Annotated in this window: 11 protein-coding genes; 3 read left to right on the top strand and 8 right to left on the bottom strand. The window is 64.8% G+C overall.

Going from position 1 to position 13761, the window contains the following annotated elements; all coding sequences use genetic code 11:
• From Q9K02_RS03865 to Q9K02_RS03850, 4 genes are read right to left on the bottom strand one after another with little or no spacing between them, the layout of a single operon-like run.
• Complete coding sequence (locus Q9K02_RS03865; protein WP_305931703.1) at positions 1-528, bottom strand: GNAT family N-acetyltransferase; 528 nt, start codon at positions 526-528, stop codon at positions 1-3.
• Complete coding sequence (locus Q9K02_RS03860; protein WP_305931702.1) at positions 525-1571, bottom strand: homocysteine S-methyltransferase family protein; 1047 nt, start codon at positions 1569-1571, stop codon at positions 525-527. Before Q9K02_RS03860 ends, Q9K02_RS03865 begins: the two co-directional genes overlap by 4 nt.
• Before the next feature lies 1 nt (position 1572).
• On the bottom strand, positions 1573-2472 hold the full coding sequence (gene metF, locus Q9K02_RS03855) for a methylenetetrahydrofolate reductase (RefSeq protein ID WP_422785440.1): 900 nt from the start codon (positions 2470-2472) through the stop codon (positions 1573-1575).
• Positions 2473-2489: 17 nt separating this feature from the next.
• Complete coding sequence (locus Q9K02_RS03850) at positions 2490-3461, bottom strand: ArsR/SmtB family transcription factor (RefSeq protein ID WP_305931701.1); 972 nt, start codon at positions 3459-3461, stop codon at positions 2490-2492.
• A 133-nt stretch (positions 3462-3594) separates the two neighbouring features.
• On the opposite strand from Q9K02_RS03850, the gene Q9K02_RS03845 reads away from it, so the two are divergent.
• Complete coding sequence (locus Q9K02_RS03845) at positions 3595-5628, top strand: glycoside hydrolase family 3 C-terminal domain-containing protein (RefSeq protein ID WP_305931700.1); 2034 nt, start codon at positions 3595-3597, stop codon at positions 5626-5628.
• Here Q9K02_RS03845 and Q9K02_RS03840 read toward each other — a convergent pair.
• Entirely contained in the window at positions 5625-9215 is a 3591-nt protein-coding gene (locus Q9K02_RS03840) for a hydantoinase B/oxoprolinase family protein (RefSeq protein WP_305931699.1), read from the bottom strand. The two genes, Q9K02_RS03845 and Q9K02_RS03840, sit on opposite strands and share 4 nt — an antisense overlap.
• Before the next feature lie 122 nt (positions 9216-9337).
• Between Q9K02_RS03840 and Q9K02_RS03835 the strand changes: the two genes are divergently transcribed.
• Positions 9338-11428 carry a RelA/SpoT family protein gene (locus Q9K02_RS03835; RefSeq protein WP_305931698.1) on the top strand — a complete coding sequence of 697 codons (2091 nt, stop codon included), beginning with the start codon at positions 9338-9340 and terminating at the stop codon, positions 11426-11428.
• On the top strand, positions 11425-11790 hold the full coding sequence (locus tag Q9K02_RS03830; protein WP_305931697.1) for a VOC family protein: 366 nt from the start codon (positions 11425-11427) through the stop codon (positions 11788-11790). The genes Q9K02_RS03835 and Q9K02_RS03830 overlap by 4 nt, the downstream gene beginning before the upstream one ends.
• On the opposite strand, the gene Q9K02_RS03825 is transcribed toward Q9K02_RS03830, so the two are convergent.
• The 3 genes from Q9K02_RS03825 to Q9K02_RS03815 are packed head-to-tail and all read right to left on the bottom strand — an operon-like array spanning position 11787 to position 13584.
• Positions 11787-12221, bottom strand: coding sequence for a hypothetical protein (locus Q9K02_RS03825; RefSeq protein ID WP_305931696.1), 435 nt, complete (start codon positions 12219-12221; stop codon positions 11787-11789). The genes Q9K02_RS03830 and Q9K02_RS03825 overlap by 4 nt on opposite strands.
• A complete protein-coding gene (locus Q9K02_RS03820) occupies positions 12218-12532 on the bottom strand; it encodes a DUF1905 domain-containing protein (RefSeq protein ID WP_278324458.1) in 315 nt (104 codons plus the stop codon). The genes Q9K02_RS03825 and Q9K02_RS03820 overlap by 4 nt, the downstream gene beginning before the upstream one ends.
• A complete protein-coding gene (locus Q9K02_RS03815) occupies positions 12529-13584 on the bottom strand; it encodes a peptidylprolyl isomerase (protein ID WP_305931695.1) in 1056 nt (351 codons plus the stop codon). Before Q9K02_RS03815 ends, Q9K02_RS03820 begins: the two co-directional genes overlap by 4 nt.
• Between the last annotated feature and the right edge of the window lie 177 nt (positions 13585-13761).

The raw sequence follows: 13761 nt of genomic DNA, 5'->3' as shown, positions 1-13761 counted from the left end.
TCAGGTCCGGTCGAGGTCGCGCGCTAGGACGACATCATCGTAAAGCTTGCCGCCGACATCGAAGCGGCGCGTGGCAATCTGGGTGAAGCCCTGCTTGCGATAGAAGGCGATGGCGCGGTGATTGTCGTCCTTCACGCCCAGCAGGAGGTGATCGTTGCCGGCCGCTGCCTGCATGACGGCGTCGAACAGAAGTTTTGCGATGCCGCTGCCGTGAAAACGCGACAGCACGTAAATTTTCTTCAGCTCGATATCGCCCTCTTCGGCTGCCTCGAGCTGAGGCCGGTTGAGCAAGGCATAGCCAGTGGGCGCCCCGTCTATTTCGGCGAGCCAGGCTCTCGCGCCATCGTCGAGCAGCTTGGCCAGATACGCCGCCTCATGGTGCTTCTGGCAATGCGCCACCAGAGCATCCCCGTCGATCATGCCTGCGAAGGTTTCGAGAAAAGTCGCATCGGAGACGAGCGAAAGCCGCGCAGCGCCCTCTATGCCGGCCTCGCGGATTTTCACCTCGTGATCGGGGCGCTTGCTCATGCTGCAATCGTGAAAGGTTCGAGGCCTGCCAAGCGCATTTCCGGGTCGACGGTGGGCAGCTTGCGTGGCGCGATGCCGTCGACGGCCGCGGCCATTGCGGCGATGTGGGCGGGGGTCGAACCGCAGCAGCCACCGAGCGCATTGATCCGTCCGTTGTCGGCCCAAACCTTGGTCAGCGCGGCTGTCGTCTCCGGCAATTCGTCGTATTCGCCCATATCGTTGGGTAGGCCCGCATTGGGATAGACCATCAGATAGGTATCCGCGATGTCCGACAGGATCTGGACATGCGGGCGCAGCTGCTCGGCACCGAAGCTGCAGTTGAGGCCCATCGTCAGCGGCTTGGCGTGGCGCACGGTGTACCAGAAGGCCTCGACCGTGTGGCCCGACAGATTGCGGCCCGACAGATCGGTCAGCGTGAGCGAGATCATGATCGGGATGTCCTGCCGAAGCTCGCGCTCCAGCTGCTTGACCGCCATGATCGCGGCCTTGCAATTGAGCGTGTCGAATACGGTCTCGATCAGGATGAAGTCCGCCCCGCCCTCGATCAGGGCGCGCGCCTGCTCGACATAGACATCCACGATTTCGTCGTAGGTGACTTCGCGAAAGCCCGGGTCCTCGACATCGGGCGAGAGCGAGAGCGTCTTGTTGGTCGGCCCCATCGCGCCTGCGACGAAACGGGGTATGCCGTCCTTCGCCGTTGCCTCGTCCACCGCTTCGCGGATGATGCGGGCGGCGGAGACGTTGATCTCGTGCACCAGATGCTCGGCATCGTAATCCGCCTGGCTGATGCGGTTGGCGTTGAAAGTGTTGGTGGCAAGGATATGCGCGCCGGCATCGACATAGCTGTCGCAGATCGTCCGGATCACCTGCGGCTGCGTCAAATTGACGAGATCGTTATTGCCCTTCTGGTCGGCGGTCAGGCCGGTATCGCCCGCATAATCCTCCGGCGCCAACTTGGCGCGCTGGATTTCGGTGCCGTAGGGGCCATCCTTGATCAGGATGCGCTGGCCGGCGGCTTCGGCGAATTCGGTACGCTTGGACATGTCAGGCCTTCGGTCGCAGGCCGAGCATGTGGCAGATCGCATAGCTCAGCTCGGCGCGGTTGAGAGTGTAGAAATGGAACTGGCGAACGCCGCCGGCATAGAGGCGGCGGCACATTTCGGCAGCGATTGTCGCGCTCACCAGCTGGCGGGCTTCGGGCCGCTCGTCGAGCCCCTCGAACAGACCTTCCATCCAGTCGGGGATGGCGGTGCCGCACAATCCGCTCATCCGCTGGACGGCTGCGAAACTCATCACGGGCATGACGCCCGGCACGATCTCGCCCTCGATCCCGGCAGCCTCCGCCTTGTCGCGGAACTCGAAAAAGCACTCGGGATCGAAGAAGAATTGCGTAATCGCGCGAGTCGCCCCGGCATCGAACTTGCGCTTGAGGTTATCGAGGTCGGCCTGACGATCGGGCGAATCCGGATGGACTTCCGGATAGGCCGCGACCGAAATCTCGAAATCGGCGATCTGCTTGAGGCCTGCAATCAGGTCTGCGGCGTTCTGGTAGCCGCCGGGATGCGGGGCGTAGCTGCCGCCACCGTCGGGGGCGTCGCCGCGCAGGGCGACGATATGCCGCACGCCCTCTTCCCAATATTCGCGCGCGACCTGGTCAACCTCCTCGCGGGTCGCCTGAACGCAGGTGAGGTGCGCAGCGGCGGGAATATCGGTCTCGCTCACGATACGGCGCACCGCTGCATGCGTGCGCTCGCGGGTAGAGCCACCGGCGCCATAGGTCACCGACACGAAACGCGGGTCTAGCGGGGCAAGAGTCTCCACGCTCTGCCACAGCGTCTGCGCCATCTTCTCCGACTTCGGCGGGAAGAATTCGAAGCTCACCTCGATATCGCCGGGAAGCCCCGAGAATAGGGGCGCTTCCAGCGCGCGCTGCGCTTCGCGCATCTGGTTGAGGGTCGGACTCACGATACGGCCTTTCTTGCTTCGGCATCGCGCTCTGCGATCCAGATTTTCACGACCAGCTCGCCATCCTCCAGGGCGGCGGTCTCGCCAGGGACGAAGCCGGCGTCTTGCAGCAGGTCACGCATTTGCGCGTCACCGAAGCCGAGGCGGGCATGAGCGTAGCGCTCACGCAGTTCCTCGCGCTGGTGGGCGGCGAAATCGACGATCGCGATACGCCCGCCCGGAGACGTGACCCGCGCAGCCTCTGCCAGGGCGGCGCGCGGAGCCTGGGCGAAATGAAGCACTTGATGGAACAGCACCGTGTCGAAGCTAGCCCCGGCAAAGGGGAGCGATCCGAAATCGCCCTGGACGAGTTCGACCCGATGGGTCGGCAGGTTCTGAAGTTTCGCTCGCGCCACGCGCAGCATCGCAAGGCTCTTGTCCAGAGCCACGATGTGCTCGGCGCGCTCGGCAAAGAGCTCGGCCATGCGCCCGGTTCCCGTGCCGATATCGAGCAAACGACCGAGCGGGGCGCTGCCCAAGGCTGCGTCCAGAGCGCTTTCGATCGCTTCGTCCGAGCTGTGCAGGCGGCGCAATTCATCCCAATCGTGCGCGTGGCGGGCGAAATAGGCCTGCGCCTCGGCTTCGCGGGTTTCGCGGATTTCGGCGAGCTTGCGCCGATCGGAGGCGCATAGATCGGCAAAATCGTTGTCCGCGTGTTCCGCAACGTCGAGCAAACGGATGGCACCTCCGGAAAGCGATGGCTCTCCGGCTGTAGTCGATCCTGCACGAACGAAAGTCCAGCTGCCCTCGCGCCGCCGCTCGGCAAGACCGGCGTCGCACAGGATGCCGATATGGCGCGAAACCCGCGGCTGGCTCTGGCCGAGCACCTGCGCCACCTCCCCCACGGCAAGTTCCATCGACCCCAGCAGCCGCAGGATCCTGAGGCGCGTAGGGTCGGCCAGCGCGCGGAAGAGGGTTTCGGTGTGCATTCCTGCAGGGGATATAAAGATATTTTTATATCTGTAAATCTCTACGGAAGGGTCGCTGCCGAAGCACGGCCTGTCGCAGCAAGCGGCAATTGCAAACCGGATATTTACCATTCCCCGCGATCACCGGCGGGCAATGTCGCAAACACCCTTCACTCCCGCTCCCGAGCGCGTCAGGTTCGTCGAGGACCTGCTCGACTACATGACGCTGGAAGAAAAAGCGGGGCAACTGGTGCTCTTGCCGGATGGATCGGCGAGCAGCGATCCGACGCGCATAGACCAGTTGCGACGCGGGCTGGTGAGCGGGTTTATCGATCCGGTCGGCGCCATGCGCACCCACCAATTGCAACAGATCGCGATCGAGGAAACGCGTCTCGGCATACCGCTATTCTTCGCTGCCGACCCGGCCCAGGTGCTGCCCGGTCGCCTGCCCGCCCCGGTCGGTATGGCCGCCAGCTGGAACCCCGAAGCAGTAGCTGCTGCCGAGGAGGCGCTTTCCGAAGAATACCTCGCACTTGGACTGAACTGGGCCTTTTCACCGGTCCTCGCGACGGCAAACTATCTCACCGATGCCGGCTTCGAGCAGTCTTTCGGCGAAAGCGCCTGGCTCGCAGAGCAGATCGCTGCTGGCCGCGTACGCGGATTGCAGGCGCAACGCAGCGACTTTCGGCGGCAGGTTCTGGCCACGCTCGATCTTGCCTTCAACGACAGGGCCGGACGTCGCGGAGAAGGCAGCCTGCGAGAGCGCGAACAATTTCGCGCCATTCTCAAGACGGTCGAACAGGCTGCTCCCGCGACCATCGGTCTCGATATGATAGGCCAAGGCCGGCGCAACGTCTCCCGGATCGCGAACGACGCTTTGAAAAACCTGCGCCGCGCCGGCGGGTTCGATGGGATCCTGCTGGCCGATTGGGCGCAACTGGCAGAGAAATCCGGACACCACGCCGACGGACCGGCCTTCATCGGCCTGTCGGTAGAGCGCTTGGTCGCGGCCGTCGAGGACGGGCGCATCGGTGCCAGCGAGCTCGACGAAGCCGTGCGCCGGGTTCTCGCGGCGAAATTCGATCTCGGGCTGTTCCGTCCGTCGGAGGATGTGGCGCCCGCTGCACCGCCAAGGCCCAATGACCTTCGAGACCCGGCACACGATCTGGCGAGCAAGTCGATCGTCTTGCTCCGCAACCAGGGCGGACTGCTCCCGTTGTCGCCCGGCGGCGAAGACGTCCTCGTGGTCGGCAGCGCAGCTCGCGACCGTTCGCTTTCTTCCAGCGGGAGCCGGGGCGACGCGACTAGCGTCATCGATGGCCTCGAGGCGCTCGGCATCGCACACAAGTTCGTGGCCGGCCTTGCCCTGCGCGAAGGTCAGTCGGTCATCAACAGGATGATCCACGCCGATCGCATGGCCATCGGCATGGCCGGCGAAGCCGCGCGCCGTGCGGGAATAGTGGTGGCCGTGCTCGGGCAGGGCAGCGAGCGACCGGGCGAGCCGCTGGGCGAAGCGCAGACGGTGCTGCTCGAGACATTGCGCGCCGCCAATCCGAGAACTGTCCTCGTCACGCTCGGTTCGCGGCCCTGCGATCCCGATATCGGCGGAGAGCCGCTGCCCTGCATTCTCCATGCCGGAACGCTGGGCACGCAGTCGGGTCATGCGATCGCCGAGATACTGAGCGGACAAAGCGAGCCGTCCGCACGTCTGCCCTATGCGATCAGGACGCGCAGCGGAGAGGTCCGCCTACCCTTCGGACATGGCTTGTCGTATGGCGAATTCACGCTTGGCGATCTGTCGTTAGAGCTTGGCGCCGACCGCATCCTTGCCAGCGCCCGCCTCCGGAATATCGGCGAGCGGCGCGGCGAAGAGATGCTGCAGCTCTACCTTCGCAGGCTCAACGGTCCCGACGCATCGCGGGAGGCCGTTCTCCGCGGGTTCCAGAGGATCGCGCTCGAACCGGGCCAGAGCATCCAGGTCTCATTCGAACTCGCTGCCGAGGCGCTCGCGCAATATGACGCGCAGGCCCGGTTCAAGGTCGAGGCGGGCGACTACGAAGTCCGGCTGGGCTTCAGCGCAGCGCGGGTCAGGATCGGCGAAATCGCGCTGCCGCAGCCGGTTGCCGACGCGATGAACGGTGCAGGCAAAGCAAAGATCTTGCCGCTGAAGGGAGCGGCCAACAGCTAGGACTTTCCGGTCGGGTCGGGAACGGCCGCCGCTCCGAACCCGCCACCGCCCGGCGTGAGGATCGTGAACCGGTCACCCGGCTGCATGTCGGCAGCAGCGGTCGCATCGAGCGACTCGCGCGTACCATCCACGCGGTCCACCCAGTTCGCACCCGGCTTGGCATCGCCACCGCCACGGATTCCCTTCGGCGCAACCTTCCTGCGATTGGCGAGGATATTCGCGCGGATCGGCTCGAGGAACGTGACGCAGCGCTCGACGCCGTCGCCACCGCTATACGCGCCCTCGCCTCCCGACCCGTGACGGATTGCGAAACGCTCCAGCCGCACCGGCAGGCGCGTTTCGAAAATTTCCGGATCGGTGAGCCGCGAATTCGTCATGTGCGTCTGCACCGCGCTGGTACCGTCGTGATCCGGCCCTGCGCCGGAGCCGCCGCAGATGGTCTCGTAATACTGGTGTCGCTCGTTTCCGAAGGTGAAATTGTTCATCGTCCCCTGGCTCGGCGCGAGCCGACCCGTCGCGGCAAACAGCGCGTCGGTGACAACCTGGCTGGTCTCGACATTGCCGGCGACGACCGCAGCGCCCGGCCTGGGATTGAGCATCGAGCCCCCGGGCACGATCAGCTCGACCGGTCGCAGGCACCCGTCATTCATCGGAATCGCATCGTCGATCAGCGTGCGCACGACATAGAGCGCTGCCGCCCGGGTGATCGACTTCGGCGCGTTGAAATTGTTCGGCAGCTCTGCGCTCGTGCCGGTGAAATCGAACACCGCTGAACGCGCCTCGCGGTCGATGCGGATCGCGACTTGCACCACCGCGCCATTGTCCATCGGATACGCAAATTCGCCATCGTCGAGCCGGTCGAGCAACCGCCGCACGCTCTCTTCGGCGTTGGCGAGAACATGGCCCATGTAGGCTGACAGGACCTCGGCACCGTGATCCCTTGCGGCCGCGTGCAACAGCTCTGCACCGCGTGTGCAGGCGGCGAGCTGCGCACGCAGGTCCGACAAATTGCGGTGCGGATTGCGCGCGGGGTATTTCGCGTCGGCCAGAGCTTTACGCACCGCCGCTTCGCAAAAATCTCCCTCGTCGACCATCAGCAGATTGTCGATCAGCACGCCTTCCTGCTCGATAGTGCGGCTTTCGGGCGGCATGGAGCCCGGAGCGATACCGCCGATATCGGAATGATGCCCGCGCGCGGCGACGAAAGCTTCCGGTTCTTCGGCGCCACCCTCATCGTAGAATACGGGGACGATTACCGTGATGTCCGGCAAGTGCGTCCCGCCGCGGAAGGGATCGTTCAGCACATAGGCATCGCCGCGCCGGAAACCGCGCCCGTCGCGCTTTTCGCCGCGCGTTTCGATCACCCGGGCGATACTGTCGCCCATGCTGCCGAGGTGCACCGGGATGTGCGGCGCATTAGCGATCAACGCACCATGCCGGTCGAACAGCGCGCAGGAGAAATCGAGCCGCTCCTTGATATTGACCGAGGTTGCGGTCGACTGCAGCACGACACCCATTTCCTCGGCGATCGCCATGAAGTGGTTGTTGAAGATTTCGAGGCGGACCGGATCCGCTTCGGTCCCCGCGGCCCGGTCTCGCGCAATCGGCTGCGCGCGCGTCAGGACCAGGCTGCCTTCCTCGGCGAGGCGTGCCTGCCATCCCTCCTCAACCACCGTGGTCGATCCGGGATCGATTATCAGGACCGGCCCTTCGATTGCGTCTCCTTCGTCCATCGAAGCGCGTTCGATGGTCCGCCAGCTCCCCGACGCCTGTACACCGACAGCCTCCGGAGCGGCCTGCGCTTCACCGAGGCCACCGGCATTCCCGCTCGCTTCGACGCTGAGCGCTTCGACGATGATGGGAGCTGAGGCATCGGAGTAGCCGAAGCGCTGCCGGTGCAGGGCGCGGAAAGCGGTATCCATTGCCTCGCGATCCTCGCACTCGACTGCGAGCAGGCTGTCGCTCCCTTCGAAGCGCAACCGGGCGCGGCTTTCGAGTGCAATCGCGTCCCTCGCGATCCCCTGCTGCATCAGCGCATCGCGCGCCTCGTCTTGCAGGGCTGCGAGTTCGGCATCGAAACTCTCGACCAATGGCCGCACAAGGCTGACCTCGTGGATCGCCTTTACCGGCGCGAGGCCGATGCCATAGGCGGACAGAATTCCGGCGAGCGGATGCACCAGCACCGTCTCCATGCCCAGCGCATCGGCGACCTTGCAGGCGTGCTGGCCGCCCGCACCGCCGAAACAGGCCAGCGCATAGCCGGTTACATCGTGCCCGCGTGCGACGCTGATCTTGCGGATGGCATTGGCCATGCTGTCGACCGCGATGGCAAGGAAACCTTCGGCGATCTTCTCCAGCGGCTGCGGATCCGGCATGGCGGCTGCCACCTCCTCCAACCGCGCCCGCGAGGCGGCGGGATCGAGCGGTTCGTCACCGCCCGGGCCGAAGACGCTTGGAAAGAAAGCCGGGTCGATCCGCCCGAGGAACAGGTTGCAGTCGGTCACCGTCAGCGGGCCGCCCTTGCGATAGCAGGCGGGGCCGGGATCGGCGCCCGCGCTATCCGGCCCGACGCGAAAGCGTGCACCGTCGAACTGGCAGACCGAGCCGCCGCCCGCCGCGACCGTATGGATCTGCATCATCGGCGCGGCGACACGCACGCCCGCGACCACGCTGTCGCCGGTCAGCTCGTACTCGCCCGCGTAATGCGCGACGTCGGTACTGGTCCCGCCCATGTCGAAGCCGATCAGCTTGCCGTGGCCCAATGCCTCGCCCGCTGCGACCATGCCGACCACGCCGCCGGCCGGACCCGAAAGGATCGCGTCCTTGCCGCGAAACGCGCCGACCTCCGCCAGCCCGCCATTCGACTGCATGAAGCGCAATGTGCGGGTTTCGGGGAGGCTCGCCTCCAGGTTGTCGGTATAGCGCCGCAAGACCGGCGAGAGATAGGCATCGACGACCGTCGTATCGCCGCGCGGGATAAGCCGGATCAGCGGCGCGACCTCATGGCTGACGCTGACTTGAGCGAAGCCGAGCTCGCGAGCGATCGCGGCAAGTCGCGCCTCGTGGTCGCGGTGCTGCCAGCCATGCATCAGCACTATGGCGATGGCGTCGAAACCGTCCTCACGCAGCGCCGCGAATTGCGCGCGTGCCTGCTTTTCGTCCAGCGGAAGCAGCACTTCGCCAGTCGCAGCCACCCGCTCCTCGACCTCCACGACCCGCGCGGGCAATTGCTCCGGCAGCATGATGTGCCGCGCGAAAATATCGGGCCGCGCCTGCGTGCCGATGCGCAGCGCATCGCCAAACCCGCGCGTGATGGCGAGCGCGAGCCGCTCGCCCTTCCGCTCCAGAAGCGCATTGGTGGCAACGGTCGTGCCGATGCGGACTTCCACGATCGGCCCCTCGCCGTGCTCCGCCATCAGCCGCCGCACCGCCTCGCTCGCTGCATCGGAATAGAAGCCGGGGTTCTCTGACAGCAGCTTGTCAGTCACAAGCTTGCCGTCAGGCGTCGTTGCTACGACGTCCGTGAAAGTACCGCCGCGATCAATTGCGAAGCGCCAGCCCGAAGCGGAAATCTCATCATTGTCCATTTGCTCACTCTAGGCATACATAGATCGAGAACAAGCTATGCGGGTCGCACCGAGCAACCCGATCACACCGCACAGCTTTTTTGCGTTGCAATAGGCGCACGAATCCGCACATCCTGTTCGCGATGTTGCGCCAGTACGAACTTGTTGAACGGGTCCAGGAATACGACCCCGACGCCGACGAGGCGCTGCTCAACCGCGCCTATGTCTACACGGTGCAGAAGCACGGCACGCAGACCCGCGCCAGCGGCGACCCCTATTTCAGCCATCCGGTCGAAGTCGCGGGGCTGATGACCGACCTGAAGCTCGATCAGGAAACGATCATGACCGCCCTGCTCCACGATACAGTGGAGGACACGCTGGCGACGATTGACGATATCGAGGCGAATTTCGGACCCGACGTCGCGCGGCTGGTCGATGGCGTGACTAAGCTCTCCAAGATCGAGCAGATGCCCGAGAACGAGCGCGCGGCGGAGAATTTGCGCAAGTTCCTGCTCGCCATGAGCGAGGACATTCGCGTGCTGCTGGTGAAGCTGGGCGACCGGCTGCACAACATGCGCACGCTCCACTTCATCAAGAAGCCGGAAAAGCGCCAGCGCATCGCGCGCGAGACGATGGATATCTACGCCCCGCTGGCCGAGCGTGTGGGCATGTACGAATACATGCGCGAGATGCAGATGCTCGCCTTCGAACAGCTCGAGCCCGAAGCCTTCGAAACGATCACCCAGCGCCTCGACCAGATCCGCAGCGAGGACGGCGGCCAGGTCGATGCCATCGCGCTCGACATGAAGCATGCGCTTTCGGAAGCGGGCATCGTCACCGAAGTCTCGGGCCGCGAGAAGCATCCCTATTCGATCTGGCGCAAGATGGCCGAGCGGCACGTGAGTTTCGAGCAGGTGACCGACATCATGGCGTTCCGCATCATCTGCGAGGATGTGGCCGATTGCTACCGCGCGTTGGGCGTCCTGCACACGACCTGGCAGTTCCTGCCGGGCAAGTTCAAAGACTACATCTCCACGCCCAAGACCAATGGCTATCGCAGCCTTCACACCTCGCTGATCTACGGCAAGTCGATGCGCGTGGAGGTGCAGATCCGCACGCGCGAGATGCACAAGCTCAACGAGTTCGGCTATGCCGCGCACTGGGCCTACAAGCAGGGCGACCGGCCGGACGGACAGGTCGGCTGGTTGCGCGATTTGATCGAGATCGTCGACGCCAGTCACGATGCCGAAGAACTGCTCGAGCACACCCGCATGGCGATCTACCAAGATCGCATCTTCGCCTTCACGCCTAAAGGCGCGCTGTTCCAGCTGCCCAAGGGCTCGACCCCGGTCGATTTCGCCTTCGCCGTGCACACCGATCTCGGCGCGCAGACCGTCGGCGCGAAGATCAACGGGCGGCACATGCCGCTGCGCACACAGCTCAACAATGGCGACGTGGTGGAGATCATCAAGAGCGATCAAGCCGATCCGCAGATGAGCTGGCTGAGCTTCGTCGTCACTGGCAAGGCGCGTGCCTCGATCCGCCGCGCGGTGCGCCTGAAAGAACGCGCCGAAGTCGCAGAGATCGGCAAGAAACTGTTCGACGAGATCGCTCTTCGGGTGCCGGCCAAGATCGGCAAAAAGGCCACGCGCGATGCGCTCAAGCGGCTAGAGCTCGAGGAAGAGGAAGACCTCTTCTACGCCATCGGCGCCGCCAACATCGAGGATCGCACGGTGATGGAAGCGCTGGTGCCGGGCTGCACCGAAGGCATGGCGGAAGAACCCGACTGGGCGCGCGAGGGCAAAGCGCTGTCGATCCGCGGCCTGACGCCCGGCGTCGGCTTCCAGCTCGCCGAATGCTGCCATCCCGTCCCCGGCGACCGCATCGTCGGCATCCGCAAACCGGGCGAAGGCGTGGAAGTCCACGCGATCGACTGCGCGCAGCTTGCGAGCGGGATCGATACCGACTGGCTGGACCTCTCCTGGAACAAGCGCTCGCGCGGGGCGGTCGGGCGGATGCGGGTGACGCTGTACGACCGGCCTGGCACGCTGGCCGAGATGGCCGGCATCTTCGCCAAGAACCACGTCAATGTGAAAAGCCTCGAACAGACGCAGCTCGACCACCCCTTCACGACCTACGAGATCGATCTCGAAGTGCAGGACCTCGCCCACCTCACGCGCATTCTCAGTGCGCTGCGGGCCAGCGATTCCATCGCTCAGGCGGAGCGCGTGTGACGCAGCTTGCCGGGATCGACCACATCCAGCTCGCCATGCCCCATGGCGGCGAAGCCCACGCCCGAATGTTCTGGGGCGAGATCATGGAGCTGGACGAAATCGCCAAGCCTGCACACCTCGCGGTCAACGGCGGCTGCTGGTTCGAAGGCGGCGGCGTCGCGATCCATTGCGGGGTTGAGGATGGTTTCCTCCCTGCGCGGCGCGCACACCCGGCCCTGCTGGTGAAGGATTTGCGCGCGCTGATCGCCCGGCTGGAACTGGCGGGCATTCCCTTCAAGCAGGGCAAGAAACTCGATGGCTTCATCCGTGGTGACATCGCGGACCCCTTCGGCAACCGCATCGAGCTGATGCAGCGGGTCTAGATTACGCGTTCGGTGAAGCGGACCAATTCGGCACGATAACCGGGTAAGGTCAAAACCATTCGGTCGCCGTCGACGCGCATTTGCGGACTTTCACGGGAAAAGCGGAAATAGAGCCGGTCGGAGGGCTGCTCGACACACGCCTGCAAGGTGCAGATCGTCATCCCCTCACCGCTGGTCCCGCAATAATTGCAGCCATTGTACCACCCGGACACTTCCCCCCAATGGACGCGAACCGAATAGCCGACGCCCGATACGTCGCGCCCGTCGATCCGCTCGAAGCGCCAGAGGCCGTCTTCTTCCGGCGCCGCGATCATGTGCCACAGCGTTTCGCCATGCGGGATGGTGGCGCTCGCGAGCCCGGCAATGCCCGCGACCAGCAAGCCTCCGCCGACTAGCCATGCCAGCTTCGAATGATGCTGCCCGCGTCTCACAGCAATTCCAGCGCGACTTCGGCCGTGTCGCCCGCCACTAGATCCTCGGCCTTCAGGACCTTCTTTCCCACCAGCAGCCACCATTCGCCGGTTTTCGACGGAAACACCGACGTCTTCCACCGTGTGCCGCCGATCGCCGCCATGACTTTGACCGATCCGAAACCGCGCCTGCCGCCGAATTCGAGGCGGTGCAGTCGCTCGTGCATGGTGATCGCCTCGGCCATGTCGCCGCCGATGGTGACCATGTGATAGACTGCTGTCTCGCCTTCCCAGCGCCGGATCTCGGCGGTGCAGGCGAGCGTCTCGCTCACCCGCCCACGCGGCGCACCGGCACCGGGATATTGCAGATATCCGCGCCCCCTGCCGGCACGATGAAGAACGGATCGCGGCGGTTGGCGCGGGCATCTGCATAGCGGGCGAACGTCTCGCCCTCGGTCGAAAGATACTCGAAGGCCGGCCGCTCGGCTTGCGGCAGATCGCTGGCGACGCGGATGGACAGGATCGGCGTACGCTTGTCCGCCTCTTCGGCCGTGTAAAAACCGAGATCGCCGGTCCCGCGCGGCAGCGACGACAGATGCTCCATCCCTTCGACGATCCGCCCGACGAGCGCAATATTCCGGTCGAGATGGCGCGGCGCATGACCGATCACGGTGTAAAGCTCTGCGCCCGAACCGGTGTCCGGGGAGTAATTTCGCCCGACACCGACCATGCCGTAGCAATGGACGGGCCACACCGTCGCGGGTTCGCCCTCTGTCGCATCGCCGGCGTCGGTTGCCAGCGGCCAGCCGTTGTCGAACAGCGCCGCCTGCGAATAGGAATCGACCAGCCCGTTCGCGAGGATGATGCCGGTCGTCTCGTCCGTGCCAGCCAGAGCCTCTCCACGCTCCAGCGCGAGATCGCGCTCGCTGTCCGCCAGCTTTACCGACAAGGCGATCGCGTCGCCATCCACGGTGTAGGCAGCTTCCGGGACTGCGTTCAACGATTCCGGGAGCGGTTTCGCTGTCCCGTCGGCCTCGGGATTGTCGTAATTCGGATCGCCCCACTGGACGACGTAATTGTCCTGTACGCGGTTGATGCTGATCCCGTCGTACCAGCCGGCGCGCGCCAGCATGCGGATGTTCTCCACCCAGCCTTGCGAGAACGGCTCGGACATGAGCTGGATCGTCACCTTGCGCTCTTTGCCGTCGGCGCCGGGGGCGAGTGTCATCACAAGCAGGTCGTCGGCGGAAACCACGACCCATTCCTCCGCAGAAGCCTCGGCGACGATCTCGTTCGGCGAAGGCGCGCCCTCCGACGGTTCTTGCGCCGAAACCGGAAAAGCGAGAGCGAGGGCTGCGGCGAGAGCTATGGGCTGTCTGGTCATGGCATGGACGATGCCACGACCCTGCCGAAAGGCAAGAGCGCTCGGTTTCGCTGGCCTCGGGAATCGAAAACCCCTTCCCGCGCGTTTTCGAGGGCGGAAAGGGGCTTCGAGACGATGTTCGCAGGGGATGCCTGATCCGCGCAGCACCGTCGCTGACCGGCATCCTACCATCATTTT

The sequence above is a fragment of the Qipengyuania profundimaris genome (assembly GCF_030717945.1).
Taxonomy (GTDB): Bacteria; Pseudomonadota; Alphaproteobacteria; order Sphingomonadales; family Sphingomonadaceae; genus Qipengyuania; species Qipengyuania profundimaris.
Note: the sequence above shows the minus strand (reverse complement) of the source record. Positions and strands in the feature narration are given on the sequence as shown.